This is a genomic window from uncultured Rikenella sp. (genome assembly GCF_910577125.1).
GTDB lineage: Bacteria > Bacteroidota > Bacteroidia > Bacteroidales > Rikenellaceae > Rikenella.
Genome location: NZ_CAJTMN010000018.1, coordinates 1 through 17,280 on the forward strand (window position 1 = coordinate 1; position 17,280 = coordinate 17,280).

At 57.2% G+C, this 17,280-nt stretch carries 16 protein-coding genes; 12 read left to right on the forward strand and 4 right to left on the reverse strand.

From position 1 onward, the window contains the following. Positions 1 to 79: 79 nt before the first annotated feature. A complete protein-coding gene (typA, locus tag QZ292_RS03570; RefSeq protein ID WP_294597950.1) occupies positions 80 to 1,879 on the reverse strand; it encodes a translational GTPase TypA in 1,800 nt (599 codons plus the stop codon). Positions 1,880 to 1,992: 113 nt separating this feature from the next. Between typA and QZ292_RS03575 the strand changes: the two genes are divergently transcribed. The 7 genes from QZ292_RS03575 to QZ292_RS03605 all read left to right on the forward strand — a co-directional run bounded on the left by QZ292_RS03575 (position 1,993) and on the right by QZ292_RS03605 (position 8,381). Continuing rightward, positions 1,993 to 2,889: a 2-dehydropantoate 2-reductase gene (locus QZ292_RS03575; RefSeq protein WP_294597951.1), complete on the forward strand. Its 897-nt coding sequence runs from the start codon at positions 1,993 to 1,995 to the stop codon at positions 2,887 to 2,889. Positions 2,890 to 2,924: 35 nt separating this feature from the next. After that, entirely contained in the window at positions 2,925 to 3,314 is a 390-nt protein-coding gene (locus QZ292_RS03580; protein WP_294597952.1) for a hypothetical protein, read from the forward strand. A gap of 123 nt (positions 3,315 to 3,437) precedes the next feature. Beyond that, complete coding sequence (locus tag QZ292_RS03585; protein ID WP_294597953.1) at positions 3,438 to 4,232, forward strand: sulfite exporter TauE/SafE family protein; 795 nt, start codon at positions 3,438 to 3,440, stop codon at positions 4,230 to 4,232. Between the two features lie 22 nt (positions 4,233 to 4,254). Further along, positions 4,255 to 4,830: a GNAT family N-acetyltransferase gene (locus QZ292_RS03590; protein ID WP_294597954.1), complete on the forward strand. Its 576-nt coding sequence runs from the start codon at positions 4,255 to 4,257 to the stop codon at positions 4,828 to 4,830. 111 nt (positions 4,831 to 4,941) lie between these two features. Then, positions 4,942 to 5,334 carry a BlaI/MecI/CopY family transcriptional regulator gene (locus QZ292_RS03595; protein WP_294597955.1) on the forward strand — a complete coding sequence of 131 codons (393 nt, stop codon included), beginning with the start codon at positions 4,942 to 4,944 and terminating at the stop codon, positions 5,332 to 5,334. Positions 5,335 to 5,354: 20 nt separating this feature from the next. Continuing rightward, on the forward strand, positions 5,355 to 7,106 hold the full coding sequence (locus tag QZ292_RS03600; RefSeq protein ID WP_294597962.1) for a hypothetical protein: 1,752 nt from the start codon (positions 5,355 to 5,357) through the stop codon (positions 7,104 to 7,106). A gap of 96 nt (positions 7,107 to 7,202) precedes the next feature. Continuing rightward, positions 7,203 to 8,381 carry an MFS transporter gene (locus tag QZ292_RS03605; protein WP_294597964.1) on the forward strand — a complete coding sequence of 393 codons (1,179 nt, stop codon included), beginning with the start codon at positions 7,203 to 7,205 and terminating at the stop codon, positions 8,379 to 8,381. 60 nt (positions 8,382 to 8,441) lie between these two features. Here QZ292_RS03605 and QZ292_RS03610 read toward each other — a convergent pair whose 3' ends face one another. Genes QZ292_RS03610 through QZ292_RS03620 form a run of 3 tightly spaced genes read right to left on the reverse strand, consistent with a single transcriptional unit; the run spans position 8,442 to position 10,300 of the window. Continuing rightward, a complete protein-coding gene (locus QZ292_RS03610) occupies positions 8,442 to 9,212 on the reverse strand; it encodes a hypothetical protein (protein WP_294597966.1) in 771 nt (256 codons plus the stop codon). Continuing rightward, entirely contained in the window at positions 9,209 to 10,042 is an 834-nt protein-coding gene (locus QZ292_RS03615) for an ABC transporter ATP-binding protein (RefSeq protein ID WP_294597968.1), read from the reverse strand. The genes QZ292_RS03610 and QZ292_RS03615 overlap by 4 nt, the downstream gene beginning before the upstream one ends. A 24-nt stretch (positions 10,043 to 10,066) precedes the next feature. Beyond that, entirely contained in the window at positions 10,067 to 10,300 is a 234-nt protein-coding gene (locus QZ292_RS03620; protein WP_294597970.1) for a hypothetical protein, read from the reverse strand. Positions 10,301 to 10,379: 79 nt separating this feature from the next. Between QZ292_RS03620 and QZ292_RS03625 the strand changes: the two genes are divergently transcribed. The 5 genes from QZ292_RS03625 (at position 10,380) to QZ292_RS03645 (ending at position 17,216) form a co-directional block, all read left to right on the forward strand. Beyond that, positions 10,380 to 11,483, forward strand: a complete 1,104-nt coding sequence (locus QZ292_RS03625) for an acyltransferase family protein (RefSeq protein ID WP_294597972.1) — start codon at positions 10,380 to 10,382, stop codon at positions 11,481 to 11,483. A 5-nt stretch (positions 11,484 to 11,488) separates the two neighbouring features. After that, a complete protein-coding gene (locus tag QZ292_RS03630) occupies positions 11,489 to 12,184 on the forward strand; it encodes an SIMPL domain-containing protein (RefSeq protein ID WP_294597973.1) in 696 nt (231 codons plus the stop codon). A gap of 116 nt (positions 12,185 to 12,300) precedes the next feature. Beyond that, positions 12,301 to 14,595 (forward strand): aconitate hydratase, encoded by a 2,295-nt coding sequence (locus QZ292_RS03635; protein ID WP_294597975.1) that lies wholly within the window; start codon positions 12,301 to 12,303, stop codon positions 14,593 to 14,595. Beyond that, on the forward strand, positions 14,588 to 15,865 hold the full coding sequence (gene icd, locus QZ292_RS03640; RefSeq protein WP_294597977.1) for an NADP-dependent isocitrate dehydrogenase: 1,278 nt from the start codon (positions 14,588 to 14,590) through the stop codon (positions 15,863 to 15,865). The genes QZ292_RS03635 and icd overlap by 8 nt, the downstream gene beginning before the upstream one ends. Next, a complete protein-coding gene (locus QZ292_RS03645; RefSeq protein WP_294597978.1) occupies positions 15,858 to 17,216 on the forward strand; it encodes a citrate synthase in 1,359 nt (452 codons plus the stop codon). The genes icd and QZ292_RS03645 overlap by 8 nt, the downstream gene beginning before the upstream one ends. Positions 17,217 to 17,280: the final 64 nt, after the last annotated feature.

Below are 17,280 nucleotides of genomic sequence, written 5' to 3' on the forward strand. Positions count from 1 at the left end.
CATCCTCTAAAGTTTCTTTGGTTCTTTCTGTTCACAGAAAGAACAGTACCCTCCAGATAAGGTGCAAACAAACGAAGGGTTAAGCCTTACCGGCGCGTTTGCGATCCGTTTCCGAGAGCAGGATTTTGCGCATCCGGATCGACGTCGGCGTAATTTCCGCGTATTCGTCCTCCTGGATATATTCCAGCGTCTCTTCCAGCGAGAAGATCACCGGCGGCGAGACCGTCGATTTTTCGTCCGAACCCGAAGCCCGCATGTTGGTCAGCTTCTTCGACTTGCAGACATTCACGCAAATATCTTCGGCCCGCGTACTTTCACCGATCACCTGCCCCGCATAAACCTCGTCGCCCGGCGAGATGAAGAACCGTCCCCGATCCTGCAACTTGCTGATCGCATAGGCAAACGCCGTTCCGCTCTCCGCCGCGATAAGCGACCCGTTGGAACGCCCCTCGATCTCGCCCCGATAGGGTTCGAACCCTTTGAACCGGTGCGCCACCACCGCCTCGCCCGCCGTCGCTGTGAGCAGATTGCTCCGCAGACCGATAATCCCCCGCGCCGGGATATCGAAATCCAGATGCGCCCGGTCACCGCGATGGTCGATGTGCAGCAATACCCCCTTGCGCCTCGTCGCCATCTCGATCGCCTTGCCCGCCATCTCTTCCGGCAGGTCGACCGTCAAGTGTTCGATCGGCTCGCACCGCTGCCCGTTGATGACCTTGTCCACCACCTTGGGCTGTCCCACCTGCAATTCGTAGCCCTCGCGCCGCATCGTCTCGATCAGGACGCTGATGTGTAGCACCCCGCGCCCGAACACCCGGAACGAATCGGCCGTCGAGCCCGGCTTCACCTTGAGAGCCAGGTTCTTTTCCAGCTCCCGATCCAGACGCTCCTTGATATGCCGCGACGTGACGTATTTCCCCTCCTTGCCGAAAAACGGCGAGTCGTTGATCGTGAACAACATACTCATGGTCGGTTCGTCGATGGCGATCGGCGTGAGTTGTTCCGGATTCTCGAAGTCGGCGATCGTATCCCCGATCTCGAATCCGTCGATCCCCACCACCGCACAAATATCGCCGCACTGCACCTCTTCGACCTTCTCCTTGCCCAGCCCCTCGAAAGTCATCAGCTCGCGGATTTTCGACTTTTCGACCGTTCCGTCCCGCTTCACCAGCGAAACGTTTTGTCCTGCCTTCAACGTCCCTCGGCTCAGACGTCCCACGGCGATCCGCCCCACGTACGGCGAATATTCGAGCGACGTAATCAGCATCTGCGGCGTCCCTTCCACCACCTGCGCCGTCGGAATCTCGTCGATGATGCAATCCAGCAACGGGAGGATATCCGTCGTCGGCGTCTTCCAATCCGTAGACATCCAGCCGTTCTTGGCGCTCCCGTAGATGGTCTTGAAATCGAGCTGTTCTTCCGTCGCATCGAGGCTGAACATCAGGTCGAAGACCTGTTCGTTGACCTCCTCCGGCCGGCAGTTCTGTTTATCGACCTTGTTGATGACGACGATCGGTTTGAGTCCCATCTCCAGCGCCTTCTGAAGCACGAAGCGCGTCTGGGGCATCGTTCCCTCGAAAGCGTCCACCAGCAGCAGCACCCCGTCCGCCATATTGAGCACCCGCTCCACCTCGCCGCCGAAATCGGCGTGGCCCGGCGTGTCGATGATATTGATTTTGTAGTCCTTATAGTGAATCGATACGTTTTTCGCCAGAATCGTGATACCCCGTTCGCGTTCGAGGTCGTTGTTGTCCAGAATCAGCGTCTGCGATTTCTCCTGATCCCGCACCAGCTTGGCCTGGAGGATCATTTTATCCACCATCGTCGTCTTGCCGTGGTCGACGTGCGCAATGATTGCGATGTTTTTGATTTTCTGCATCTTGTTGAAATAAATCCGCCCACCCGCTCCACAGCGGGCGGCACGGCCACAAAAGTAGCGGTTTCGGGGCAGATTATCAGCCCGATTGGCAAAAAAAGTTCATCTTTGCAGGTATGAAACAGATCGAACGAGTATCGCTCCTCGGCCTCGGAGCCGTAGGGACTCCTTTGGCTGTCCGACTCCGGAGCGCTTTAGGCTCCGGTTTCTCGGTTATCGCCGACGAACGGCGGCGCGAACGGATGCGCCGCGAGGGAACGATTTTCAACGGGGAACGATACGACTTTTCATTTGCGGCCAAGCCCGACCACAAAGAACTGATTCTCATCGCTACTAAAGCCTCCTCGTTGCCGGCGGCTCTCGACATGCTTGCGCCTTTCATCGGGTCCGAGACCATCGTACTCTCGTTGTTGAACGGCATCGAAAGCGAAGAGACGATCGCAGCGCGTTTCCCTGAAGCGCATGTACTATACTCCTATTTTTTAGGCCATCCGAGCCTGCGGGAGGGGAACCGAATCACGCACGACGGAAATTACCGCATCTACTTCGGCGAGGCGCAAAACCTTACCCTGTCGCCTGCCGCTGAACGAGTCAGGCAGCTGTTCGAACGAGCCGAAATCCCCTACTCGATCCCGGAAGATATGCGTGCAGCTATGTGGCAGAAGTTCGTCATCAACATCGGCTGCAACCAGACCACCGCCCTGCTCCGCTGCCCCTACGGACACCTGCAGCGCAACGACCGGGCCATGATGCTGGCCGTCGATCTGATGAACGAAGCGGCGGCCGTCGCCCGGGCGATCGGTATCGCACAGGCGGACGAGATGGTCGATCGCGCCGTCGAAACCATCCGGTCGATGAATCCGGAGGGCAAAAGCTCCATGTTGCAGGATGTCGAAGCGGGCCGACCGACCGAAATCGACATTTTCGCCGGTACGCTATGTCGGCTGGCGGATGAGCTGCGGATTCCCGTCCCATTGAACCGGATCGCCCGGCGGATTTTGTCAGCTTTGTAAAAAATTAGCTATGTTTGTCCAAACAACGAAACCGAATGAAGACATTCTTTCTGGCAATCGCAGCTGCAGCAGCGCTGGTTGCCTGCTCCGGCAAAACCGGCATCGAAAAAGAGCTGGTCGGCGCTTACGACGCGAAACTTGTGTTACCCGACTCCTTATTGGATGACGCTGCGGTAAAAATGGCAGCGGCGATATTCTCACAGTCCAAAATAGAGATGGATTTCCATCCGGACGGAACCGTCCAAACGACGCAATCGCTGGGAGAAAACGCCGAAACGGCAACGGGAAAATGGGAAGTCAGAAACGACAGCCTGTTTGTCCGGTGGAGTGAAGAAAGAATACAAAATTGTCGATTGACGAAAACCGAAGACGGTTTTATCCTGAGCAATGACGGGTTGGATCTGGTGCTGACTCCGAGAAAATAGGTTATATCGCTCTCGACACCTGCCGCAACAGCGAGTGCGGTTCCTTTGACCCTACCAAGGAACCGCCTCGCTGTTTTATCTGGCATGTAATTTGCGCGACATCCCTGTGTTTTCGCCCCCATTATGGAAACGATTCTCACGCACCACATAGCCGCCGTCGTGGCCGGCCTGGCCAGCGGCATCGTCAGCGAAATCGGAGGAGCCGGCTCGCTCATCTCGCTGCCGATGCTGATCGGGCTGGGCCTGCCTCCCGGCGTGGCCAACGGAACGAACCGGGTGGGCGTGATGACGCAATATACGATGGGCTATCTCCGCTACCTGACCCATCGGCGCATTCCGCATCGCGAAGCCGCCATACTCTCGGTCACCCTGGTGCTGGGAGCCATAGCCGGTGCCTTTTTCGCCGTCCGGATCGCCGGCGTCATCTTCAACTGGATTTTCATCGGGGTGATGATCCTGACGATTCTCTTCACCTTCTTCTCGCCTCCGCCCGCCAACCCTCCCGACAAAACGGACGATCCCGTGGGACGGTCGCGTCTGGCAGACTACGGCATTTTTCTCCTGTTAGGACTCTACTGCGGCATGATTCAGGCCGGCATGGCTTATCTGATGTACTATATTCTGGTCACTCGGCTTCACACCGCGACCCGGACGGCCGAGGCGATCAAGACCTACATGAGCATGATCGTCACCCCGTTCGCACTGGCCGTTTTCGTCTGGTTCGGACACATCGACTGGGAGCTGGGCGCCTGCGTGGCTCTCGGCGGCGGATTCGGAGGGTGGCTGGGCGAAAAATTCGTCGAACGCAAGGATGCCCGGACGGTCAAAGACTGTTTTATGGTCGCGCTGATTCTGTCGGTCATCTACATGCTCCTCTTCGTCCAGCTCCATTTTCACGACGGAATCATGTATCTTTGACACACACGTTTGACTCCACGTTATGCCGTTTCCCGAAAAAACGCTCGACCTGATTCGCCTCGGCGACCACTCCCACCCGCTGGCCGAAGCGGCTTGGGCAATCTATGAACAGAGTTTTCCGCTTTGCGAGCGCCGCCCGCTGGCGGAACATCTGCGTGCATTGAAAGATCCGGCTTTTCACTATCACCTGATCGTCGAACGGAACGAGCTCGTCGGTCTGCTTTCGTGGTGGGAGTGGGAGACCGCCGACGGCACCCTCTTCCGGTTCGGCGAACACTTCGCCATCGCACCCGGAAAACGGGGCGGAGGGTACGGTTCTCAGGCCCTGAAACTGCTTCAAGGGGATGACTCCCGCCTTATGCTGCTGGAGATCGACCCGCCGCAGGACGAGGTTTCGCGCCGCCGCGAGCGTTTCTATCTGGCGAACGGGATGTGTCCGAACTATACCTACGAACACATTCACCCCTCGTTTCGGCCGACGACCGAGCCCCACCGGCTCTTTCTGATGAGCTATCCGCGACCGCTGATCGAAACGGAATTCCGAGCCTTTCAACGATTCAACAACGAGCGGGTGCTCAGCTACTCCGAACGCAAGTAATTCTGCGGCTTACGGACACTCGTGGTAAAAAATATTTTTCGAAAAACTAAAATTATAGTTGTAGTTATCGAAACTATGACTATTTTTGTAGTACCAAAAATCGAATACCGCATGAAAAAGAGAGAACAACCGGCTGAACTGACCCGGGCCGAGCTGGAGGTGATGCAGATCGTCTGGCGGCTGAACGAAGCCTTTCTGGGCGAGGTGGTCGAAGCGTTTCGGGAGCCGCGGCCGGCCTATACGACCGTCTCGACGGTCATCCGGACACTGGAAACCAAAGGATTTCTCGCCCACCGGGTGGTCGGCAAAAGTCATCGGTACTATCCGGCGGTGGGACGTGACGAATACCGGTCGCGCTTTATGCAGCGCGTGGTGCGCAACTTTTTCAACGACTCGCCGGGACAGGTGCTTTCGTTTCTGGCCGAGAGCGGATCGCTGACGGTCGAGCAGTACGAGGAGCTGAAACGCGTGGCCCGACAGCTGGTGGAAGCCTCTGAAAAATAACTTCTTCAAACGTTTGCGTCATGTTTTCTCAAGGATACCTGATCGATGTCCAGCTGTGTATCGCAGCCTTGTGGCTGTTCTACGCTCTCCTGCTTCACCGGCGCATTCCGCTGGGAGCAGCGAGGGGATACCTGTTGGGGATGTTTCCCGTGGGCCTGTTGCTGCCGCTGCTGCGTATCCCGCTGTTACCGGCGCGGGAGGTTGCGGAGACGGTTTTCGTCGAAACGACCGTATTTCCGGCGCCGGAAGCGATGGAGATGCCGGCAGTCGCTGTACCGGCGCCTGTGGAATGGGGCTTGGGGCTGGCTGTACTATACGGGGTCGGAGTCGCACTTTTCTTGGGATTTCAAGGGGTCGGGATCGTGCGCGTCATGCGCCGAATCAGGCATACCCGCGTCGGAGAGGTGCTCTTTTCGGATAAAGTGGCGGGAGCTTACTCTGTTTTCGGACGCATTTTCGTCGACCGACGGTTCGAGGGGTCACCGATGCTGGTGTCGATTCTGGCCCACGAGCGCAGCCACATCGCCCACGGCCACTCGTTCGACCTGTTGTGGATGAATCTGTGGCGGGCAGTGCTGTGGTTCCATCCGGCGGCTTGGCACTGCGGCCGGTTGATCCGCGAGGGGAATGCCGTCGGCCCTTATATAGACCTTTTAATCGGCACAGAGGCAGGCATTTATCCCGGGACGGCCAACGCGCTGTGCTATTCACTCACCAAAAAACGACTTAAAATGATGACACTTTCAGCACGCAGGAGTCGCCTCGGAGGATACCTCCGACTGGCTGCTCTGCCCCTCTTCACCGGTGCGCTGTTGGGCGCTTTCTCGCTCACCGCCAAGGCTTCCGACCCCGTTTCTTCGCAGCCGCAACCCACTGAAACCGTCCTACCGACTGTCGACACGCTGGACTCCAAAACCGTCTTCGAAGAGCCGGTCGAGGTACGTTATCTCGACGGCCGGAAAATCCAGGAACCGGAATTCGACACGCTTCGCGAGTTGCTCGCCGCAGCCAAAACGGTGATAAAAGACGGTCAAAATCTTAAATCCAAAACACCTCGGGAACAGCCGGCGGACTCCGTCGCCGGAACAAAGATTTATCAAACGGAGGAGGCCATCACCGTACGGACCACTCCCCAGGCCGACACTTCGAAAGTGCCGCCGATCTACATCGTCGATGGTGTCGAATGCACTAAATCGGAAGAACTCAATACGCTTGAATTTGAATCCATCACGGTTCTCAAAGGAGAAACCGCCATCCGTGCATACGGCGAACGGGCACGCGGAGGGGTCATCATCGTCACGACCAAAAATGCCAAGAATTCATCGGGGCGATATGCAGCCCGTACAGTTTCCGGAAAAGAAGCCCATGCCATAGAGAAAAACAACATTTCCGTTTTATCGAGTAGCGGAGACGGCACTCCGGTTCTGGCCCTTTCCCAAGGTTCGCCACTCACCGTCCATACCAATCAGAAAAACAAAGCCAAGAATTCGGCGACAACCTACAAAAACGGCGAAGTCACGGTTTACCTGAGTGCAAAAGAGCAGGAGGAGGGGGTGACGGTGGCCACGAAACTCCTGAAGGATTGTCCCGATCACTTCTACCTCGACACCGAAAACAACTGGGTGCGCAACCGGAAACCGGTCAAAGTAATTCTTCACAGAGAGGCCGTCCCGACGAAAACGTCCACACCGAAGCACCACCCTCAGGTCATCCCGGATTCGGTACTTTTCAAGGAACTTCCCGGCAGTAGCTATCAACACATCGAAAACTGATACTCTCCCCAAGCGGGGATTGCCGGTGGGCAATCCCCGCTTTGCCAATAATTCCCTACCTTTGCGGCCGGATACCTAATTCTCCTTTTGACCCCCATGGTGAAAGACAAATTATGGACCGGCAGCTTCTTGGCAGCTTGCGGCGCGAACTTCCTGCTGTTTTTCGCATTCTACATGCTGTTGCCGATCCTGCCGATGTATCTGGCCGACCGGTTCGCCGTCACGAAATCGGCGGCAGGGCTGATTCTCTCCTCTTATACCATCATGGCGCTGCTCTTCCGGCCCTTCGCCGGATTCATGGTGGACAGCTTTCCGCGGAAACCGCTCCTGATGATCTGCTATGCCTTTTTCATCTCCTATTTCGGCGGCTATATGCTGGCAGGCGTGCTGGCGGCATTTATCATCCTGCGCGCCACCCACGGAATGGCATTCGGCATGGTGACCGTCTCGGTCAATACCGTGGCGATCGACGTCATGCCGGCCTCCAGACGCGGCGAGGGGATCGGCTATTTCGGCGTATCGACCAATCTGGCTATGGCCATCGGCCCGATGGCGGCCCTGATGATTCACGATGCCACGCCGGACTATAACTGGATCTTCGCCACTGCTCTGGGAGTGGGCCTGATCGGACTGGGCGTCGGATCGCTCGTGCGGGAGAAGAAGACGGAGGCCGTGGGAGCCAAACAGACCCTCTCGCTCGACCGGTTCCTGCTGCTCAAAGGAATTCCGGGAGCGGTGACGACCGTCTTCCTGTCGTTCGCTTACGGTGTCCTGAGCACCTATGTGGCGGTGTACGGAGTCGAAGAGGTGGGGCTGACGAGCGGAACAGGGATGTTTTTCGTCTGTCTGTCGGGCGGCTTGGTCGTGTCGCGCCTGATATCGGGAAAACTCATCAACCGGGGCTATCTGACAGAGGTCAGCAAGGCGGGAATAGCTTTGCTGATCGTCAGTTTCTTATGTTTCGTCTTTTTGAAACACCCGCTTACGTTCTACGGCTGCGGCGTTGCGATCGGCGTCGGATACGGGCTGCTCTGCCCGACCCTCCAGACGATGTTCATCAATCTGGCCCATCACAACCAACGGGGGACGGCGAATGCCACCTATCTGACCGCTTGGGATTTAGGCGTAGGATTGGGGGTGCTGTTAGGAGGAATTATCGCTCAGCACACCTCCTATTCGTCGGCCTTTCTGCTCGGCACCTTCCTGCTGTGCATCGGGCTGACGCTCTTTTTCCTGTGGGCCGGCCCCTATTTCGACCAGAACAAGCTGCGATAAGATAAAACGAGCGACCTTTTTAATGAAAGATCGCCCGCATAAATTATATTTTCCGTTTTGTTATTTTCTTAGTTGCAGTTTCGAAAACCGCCACCAGGCGATACACATCCACAAAACACAGAGCCCCAGAGTAATCAGATTCAGCGTCACCGCCCCGTTGATCCGCGGCAGGGCGAACCATGTCAGGTAAGGCGCCAGCGTCAGCATGAAACTCAACGGATTGCACAGCACGAATTGCACCACTACCGTCCACAAAAAGGGATGCCGACGGAAAACCGCCGCTCCCGCCAGAAAAAAAGCCATCGTGGAGAGAAAGTGCAATCCGTATAAAATCATCATCAGGCCCCACCAGGCAGCCCGGGTATCTTTCAGGAGCGATCGAAAGCCCTCCGCCAAGAGGGTAAACAGGCTGTCGAATCCCAGCCATTCCGCCCAAAACAGGTCGTTCAGTCCGACGATCGCCAACAGGATCAAAGGGACGGCCACTAAATTTTTCAACACCGTCCACACGAATTTTTCGCTCCGCGTTGCCGGCACCATAAACGCCTCGACCGCCCGCCCGTGAGAAGAATAACGTCTGAAACTGCGCGATATATTGAACATCACGGCAATCCCCCACCCCACTCCGACAATCAGGCGCGGCATGATATACCCGAATCCGTCGTGGATGTCATCGCGGCCAAAAAACACATTCGTGTTCCACGCCATATAAATCATGAGGCAGAAAAGCAGGCATCCGCCCAGCCTCAAACCCCATGCGCGCCGCTCGCCCGCCAGCTCGGCGCGGGCCACCCGGCCCAGCCGTCTCCAGGAAAAAGCATCGTTTCTCATCTCTCCGATCGATTGAAAAGATTTTTCATCGCCTCGCGGTTCGCGATCGCAGCGTTGAACAACAACTCCATATCCAACGGAGAATCCGCTCCCGACTCGTTCGGTCGCACTCCCCACCGTCCGTGGATCGTCTCCTCGGCATATAACGCCTGCTCGCCCTCCTCCAGCCGCACGAACTGCAACCGCCGGGTAATCTCCTCCGTCGTGGCATTCAGCAGAATTTCACTCTCATCCAGCACCACCACCGAATCGATCAGCCGATCCAGATCGCGCACCTGATGGGTCGAGATCACGATCGTCCGATTCTCGTTCATCACCGAAGCGACCACCCGCCGGAAAGCGCTCTTCGACGGGATGTCCAGCCCGTTGGTCGGCTCGTCCATCAGCAGCAGCGGCGTGCGACAGGCGATGGCAAAAGCGATACAGGCCTTTTTCTTCTGTCCGAGCGACATCTGCTGGAACGGCTGAGTCTCCGAGACCTCCAGCTCACGCATCAGTTCCGCCAGCTGCCCGCCCGAAAAATCGGGATAAAAGCAACCGTACACTCGGGCATATTCCCGCATATTCATCCGCGGCAGGTCGAACTCCTCGGGCACCAGAAAAATCCGGGACAAAAAGGTCGGTTCACGCCGTTTCGGCGTCCGTCCCAGCACCGATATTTCGCCCGTATTCGGAAACAACAGCCCGGCCGCCAATTTCAGCAGTGTACTCTTCCCCGCCCCATTCTTCCCCAGCAGACCGTAGATCGCCCCGCGACGCAGTTCGAGGTTCAACCCGCGGAACAACCATCCGTTCCGGTAGCCGAACGATACGTTTTCAAATCGGATCATGCGTTTTTCAAATTGGATTTTAAATTATTTTTTCTGTTCCAATTTCAGCATGAGCCACCGGCCGAAGGTCAAGCCGAAGAGCGTCCAAATGACTAATTTGATGACGACTACCTCCCATCGCCAAGGTGATTGAGTGAAGCCGAAATAATTGAAACTAAAATAATTGACAATCTCGGTAAAGATCATGACACCATAAGCCCAGCCCAATCCCCTGAGCACTGCCCGGCGCGTCCAGTTCTCCCTGTCGAAAAGTTTCATGGGAAATGTTTTTCTTGCAAAATAGCCCTTTTCGCTCAAACTGCCAACTTCTCGGCGGAAAAAATTATCTTTGTCTGTTATGCAAAATAATTCTTCGACCCGCATACCCTGGCTCGATGTGCTTCGCATCGCGGCCTGTTTTATGGTAGTCTTTTCCCACAGCGGCGATTTTTTCGTCGCCCGTTTCGACGAAGACCGGACAGCCTTTCTGTCGGGCGTCTGCTGGGACAGCCTGATGCGCGCCTGCGTACCGTTGTTCGTCATGATCTCCGGCGTGCTGCTTCTGCCGGTCCGGACGGATATGAGCACTTTCTACCGCCGGCGGCTGGGACGCATCTTATGGCCTTTGCTGCTCTGGAGCCTCCTGACGCCCCTTTTCTACCGGGCCTACGGACACACCGAGGGGACGAATGCCTGGTATTACATCGCCTCGTTCCCGCTGAACTTCAATTACGCTACCACCCCGCTGTGGTACCTCTATATGCTGGTCGGATTGTACCTGATCCTGCCGATCGTCTCGCCGTGGGTGGCTCAGGCGTCCCGCAAAGACTTGAAACGGTTCCTGTACCTCTGGGGTTTCACCCTCTTCATTCCCTATATCCGGGTTCTAGCGCCGTTTTTCGGGTACGTCGGCAACTACGGGCACACCGGCATTTTCGGCGAATGCGACTGGAATCCGTTCGGAACGTTCTATTACGTCAGCGGCTTTCTCGGATACCTGATTTTGGCCCACTATTTAAACCTTTACCCCTCCGAGCGATCCAAGAAACAAATATGGATTCGATCGGCCGTCTGTTTCGCCGCGGGATACGCCCTGACCTGCGGCGGATACCTCTGGACACAGAGGTATTTCCCGACCGACTACGCCTACCTCGAAATCCCGTGGTTTTTCACCGGATTCAGCGTCTTCTTGATGACCTACGGCGTATTCACGGCCCTGCAGACGGTTCGGATTTCGAACCTACGGACACAGGAACGGCTCGGACGGTGGGCCGGGCTGACGTTCGGCATCTACCTGTGCCACTTTTTTATCGTGCAGGTGGGATACGACATCGTCAACGACTACATACCGCTGCCGCCTTACCTTCAGATTCCGCTGATCGCCCTGCTGGCTTTCACGGTTTCGGCCGGGGTGGTACGGTTATTGCAGAAACTGCCTTATCACAAATACTTAATCGGATAAAAGTCATGAAAAAAATGCTTTTTATCGCTTCGGCACTCCTGATGATCGGTGCCGGGAGCGCATGGGCCCAGAACAACAACGAACAGATTCCGTATGTCGAAATCAACAGCTCGGCCGATACGTCGGTGATGCCCAACAAATTCCGCATCGCCATCAGCATCTCGGAAGAGCCGAGCAAGGGAAAGACCACCATCGCCGAATTGGAACGCTCGTTGGCGACGGCTCTGAATGCCGCAGGGGTGGACATCAAGAAACAGCTGGTCATCACGAGCCAGTCGAACGCCAACGGCAAGCGAAAAGACATCTATCAATATAAGAACTACCTCCTGACGTTGACCGAACCGAATCAGGTGGAAGCGGTGTTCGACGAGTTGCAGGCGAACGGTATCTCGGATGCGTCGCTGAGCCAGAGCACGCGGAGCGACCTGAAGGAACTCCAGGCACAGGTTCGTGTCAAAGCGATGCGGAATGCCCAGATCACCGCATCGGAACTCGCTGCGGCTCTCGGACAGCGGATCGGCAAAGCCATTTACATCCAGTCCTACTCCTCGGCTCCGGATTTGTTGAACGGAATGGTTCGCGGATTGGCGATGAGTAAAGTTGCCACCGGCAATGCCATTCAGGAGGACGCCCTGTCGAACATCAAATTCAACGATGTGCGGATCAATCAGAATGTGACGGTACGCTTCGTATTGGAATAATTTAACAGATTCCACCGATTCTGCTCATCCTTACACAAAACAGCGGGTAAATCCCGCTGTTTTTCGTATATTGCGCCCGGAAACGGAATTACGAAAAATTTTTAATAACCCCTCCTATGACATTCGACATCGAGATGATCCGGCAGCGGTATGCCGCGATGCCCGACGGAGTAGATCGGGCGCGGCGGACGACCGGACATGCCCTGACACTGGCCGAGAAAATTCTGCTGACCCATCTGGCCGACGACACCCAGCGGCCGGTTTTCCGGCGCGGCGAGGACTATGTCCATTTCGCTCCGGATCGGGTGGCCATGCAGGATGCGACGGCACAGATGGCTCTGCTCCAGTTCATGAATGCCGGGCGCGAACGGGTGGCGGTGCCGACCACAGTACACTGCGACCACCTGATTCTGGCCGATCGGGGTGCGAGCACCGACCTGGCGGCTGCCCGGGAGGTCAATCGGGAGGTCTATGACTTTTTGTCGTCGGTGTCGAACAAATACGGAATCGGATTCTGGCGGCCGGGAGCCGGGATTATTCATCAGGTGGTGCTCGAAAACTACGCCTTTCCGGGCGGGATGATGATCGGCACCGATTCGCATACGCCGAACGCCGGCGGGATGGGGATGATCGCCGTGGGGGTCGGCGGAGCCGATGCGGCGGACGTGATGGCCGGAATGGCATGGGAGCTGAAGATGCCGCGCATTATCGGCGTGCGGCTGACGGGGCGGCTGGGGGGCTGGACATCGCCGAAAGATGTGATTCTGAAACTGGCCGGCATCCTGACCGTCAAGGGAGGGACGAACGCCATTATCGAATACTTCGGGCCGGGAACGGAGACCATCTCGGCGACCGGGAAAGCCACGATCTGCAACATGGGCGCGGAGGTGGGAGCGACGACCTCGCTCTTTCCGTACGACGGCCGGATGGGCGACTACCTGCGGGCGACCGGACGGAGCGATGTGGCCGAGCTGGCCGACGCAGTCGCAGAAAGCTGCCTGCAGGCAGACGCTACGGTGCTGGAGCATCCGGAACGCTACTACGACCGGGTGATCGAGATCGACCTTTCGACGCTGGAACCGTATATCAACGGGCCGTTCACGCCGGATGCGGCGGCACCGATCTCGGAATTCGTGCGCATGGCCCGCGAGAAGGGCTATCCGGAACGGATGGAGGTCGGCCTGATCGGATCGTGCACCGACTCCTCGTACGAAGACCTGACCCGGGCGGCTTCGGTGGCACGACAGGCAACGGAAAAAGGGTTGACCGTTCAGGCACAATACATCGTGACGCCGGGATCGGAACAGGTGCGTTACACGGCAGAGCGGGACGGGATGCTGCGGGACTTCGAGGCGATCGGAGGCATCGTCATGGCGAATGCGTGCGGGGCCTGCATCGGGCAGTGGAAACGGCATACAGACGACGCGACACGGGCGAACTCGATCGTGACGAGCTTCAACCGGAACTTCGCCGCGCGGAACGACGGAAATCCGAAAACCCATGCTTTTATCGCCTCGCCGGAGATGGTGACGGCCATGACGATTGCAGGACGTATTACCTTCAACCCGCTGACCGACACGATACCCGACAAGGAGGGTAATCCGGTGCGGCTGGATGCGCCTCAGGGCAGCGAACTGCCGGCCGCAGGGTTCGCGGTGGACGATCCGGGTTATCAGGCACCGGCAGCGGACGGCTCTTCGGTTACGGTGGCTATTGCGCCGGGGTCGAAGCGGTTGCAACGGCTGGAACCGTTCGGGGCGTGGGACGGAGAGGATTTCGAGGGGCTGCGACTGCTGATCAAAACGCGGGGAAAATGCACCACCGACCATATCTCGATGGCCGGGCCTTGGCTCAGGTTCCGGGGACACCTCGAAAATATTTCAGACAACCTGCTGATGGGGGCGACCAACGCTTTTGCGGCGGAGGGACGGGATGCGGTGAACTGCGTATTGAATCCGACGCTGCCGGGGCAGACATACGACAAAGTCTCGACCGTAGCGAAGGACTATAAGGCCAAAGGGCTGGGGAGCATCGTGGTGGCGCAGGAGAACTACGGCGAAGGCTCGTCGCGGGAACATGCGGCGATGGAGCCGCGGTTCTTGGGCGTGAAAACGGTGCTGGCGCAGTCGTTCGCCCGGATTCATGAGACCAACCTCAAGAAACAGGGAATCCTGGCCCTGACTTTCGCCCATAAGGCGGACTGGGAGAAGGTGCGGGAGGACGATACGATTTCGATACTCGGCCTGAAAGAGTTTGCGCCGGGGGTTCCGATGACCGTCGTGTTGCAACACACGGACGGGACTACCGAAAGTTTCGAAGCGGAACACACCTATAACGACCTGCAGATCGCCTGGTTCCGGGCCGGCAGCGCACTCAACTTACTGAGCAAAAAAACGAAAGAAAATGAATAAGATAACCATCAAAAACGGAGTTTTGGAGGTACCGGACAGCCCGGTCATCCCTTTTATCGAAGGAGACGGTATCGGGGTGGATATCTGGCCGGCCACACGACGGATCGTAGATGCGGCGGTGGCGACCTGCTACGGCGGCAAACGCCGTATCGAGTGGCGTGAGGTGCTGGCTGGTCAGAAAGCGTTCGACCGGACGGGGAACTGGCTTCCGGAAGAGACGCTGGCGGCTTTTCGGGAGTATTTGGTGGGAATCAAAGGGCCGCTGACCACGCCGATCGGCGGAGGGATCCGGTCATTGAATGTCGCTCTGCGGCAGGAGCTCGATTTGTACGTCTGCCAGCGGCCGACGCGCTATTTTCAGGGGGTGGTGACGCCGCTCAAGCGGCCGCAGGATGTCGATATGGTGATCTTCCGGGAGAATACGGAGGATATCTATGCCGGAATCGAGTGGCAGACGGGGACGCCGGAGGCGATCAGGTTGCGGGAATTTCTGATCAACGAGATGGGAGTACGGAAGATCCGTTTCCCGGAAACCTCTTCGTTCGGCATCAAGCCGGTTTCGCGGGAGGGGACGGAACGGCTCGTGCGGGCGGCGATCCGGTATGCCATCGAGCACAAACTGCCATCCGTGACTTTGGTGCACAAAGGGAATATCATGAAGTTCACCGAGGGGTCGTTTAAGAACTGGGGGTATGAACTGGCGGAACGGGAGTTCGGCGGACAGACTTTCACATGGGCCGAATGGGAACGGATCAAGAAGGCGGAGGGAGAAGAGGCGGCGAATGCGGCTCAGGAAGCTGCCGTGGCGGCGGGCAAGGTGATTATAAAGGATGCCATTGCGGACGCTTTCCTGCAGTGGACGCTGCTCAAACCGCGGGAATTCTCGGTGATCGCTACACTCAATTTGAACGGCGACTATATTTCGGATCAGCTGGCGGCGATGGTCGGCGGCATCGGGATCGCACCGGGGGCGAATATCAACTACACCACGGGGCATGCGATTTTCGAGGCGACGCACGGGACGGCGCCGATCCATGCGGGCAAGAACAAGGCCAACCCCTGCTCGCTCCTGCTCTCGGCGGTCATGATGCTCCAATACATGGGGTGGGCAGAGGCCGGAGAGGCGATTATACGGGCGATGGAGAGTGCGTTCGTCGAAGGGAAAGCGACCTACGATCTGGTGCGGTTCATGGAGAACGGCACCCGGCTCTCGACCAGCGAGTTTGCCGATCTGTTGATCGCGAAAATTAACGACAAAGGAGATGAATAAAGACTATTTGATATACAAACTCTCGGAAACCGTCAAGGAGACTTCGCGGATCGAGAACGACCTCTTCAAATGCTTCGGCGTGAAACGAGGACTGCGCAATGAGGATCATTCGGGGGTGCTGGTCGGGTTGACTAACATCGGCGACGTGGTGGGCTACGAACGGCTGGCCGACGGCAAAGGATTGAAAGCCATTCCCGGCAAACTGCTCTACCGGGGGATCGAGGTGTCGGATCTGGTGCACGGGGTGCAGGCCGAAAACCGGCTGGGATACGAAGAGACAGCCTTTTTGCTTCTGTCGGGTTATCTGCCGGATCGCGAGGAGCTGGAGACGTTCACCAATCTGCTTAACGAACAGATGGTTTTGCGGCATGCGGCCAAGATGAACATCCTGCAGCTCTACGGGAACGACATCATGAACATCCTGGCGCGTTCGGTGCTGGTACTCTATGCGTTCGACGAGCATGCGGACGATACCTCGCGCGACAATCTGGTGCGGCAGTCGGTAGACCTGATCGCGAAGTTTCCGTCGATCATCGCTTACGCCTACCACACGATGAACCACAACAAAAACGGGGGCTCGCTGCACATCCGGATTCCGAAACCGGGCTTCTCGCTGGCCGAAAACTTCATCTACATGATGAAGGGTTCCAAAGGATATACCCCGCTGGATGTCAAAGTATTGGACCTGTGCCTGATTCTGCATGCGGAACACGGCGGGGGGAACAACTCGACCTTCACGACGCGGGTGACCAGCTCGTCGGGAACGGACACCTATTCGTCGATTGCGGCGGCGATCGGTTCGCTGAAAGGGCCGTTGCACGGGGGGGCCAATTTGCAGGTGATCGACATGTTCGCCCATTTGCGGGAGACCATTTCGGACTGGACGGACGAGACGGAAATCAAGACCTACCTGATGCGGATGCTACGCAAGGAGGTCTACGACAAGAAAGGGCTGATTTACGGGATCGGACACGCCGTCTACACGATTTCCGACCCGCGCGCACTGCTGCTCAAGGAGATGGCGCGCTCGCTGGCACAGGAGAAAGGACGGGAGAAGGAGTTCGCGTTCCTCGAATCCATCGAACGGCTGGCCGTGGAGAGCTTCATGGAATTCAAAGGCCATTCGGTAAACAAAAAGGTGTGCGCCAACGTGGACTTTTATTCGGGCTTCGTGTACGACATGATCGGCCTGCCGCGGGAGGTCTATACGCCGCTGTTCGCCATGTCGCGCATCGCCGGATGGGTGGCGCACCGGATCGAGGAGCTGAATTTCGACAGCCGGCGCATTATCCGGCCGGCCTATAAGAATGTCGCTCCGGCAGCGGAATACAAACCGTTGGAGAAAAGATAATTTCGCAGGTCTCGCACCCTGCAAAATGCAGCGCGGCTCTTTCCCATACCCGGGAAAGAGCCGC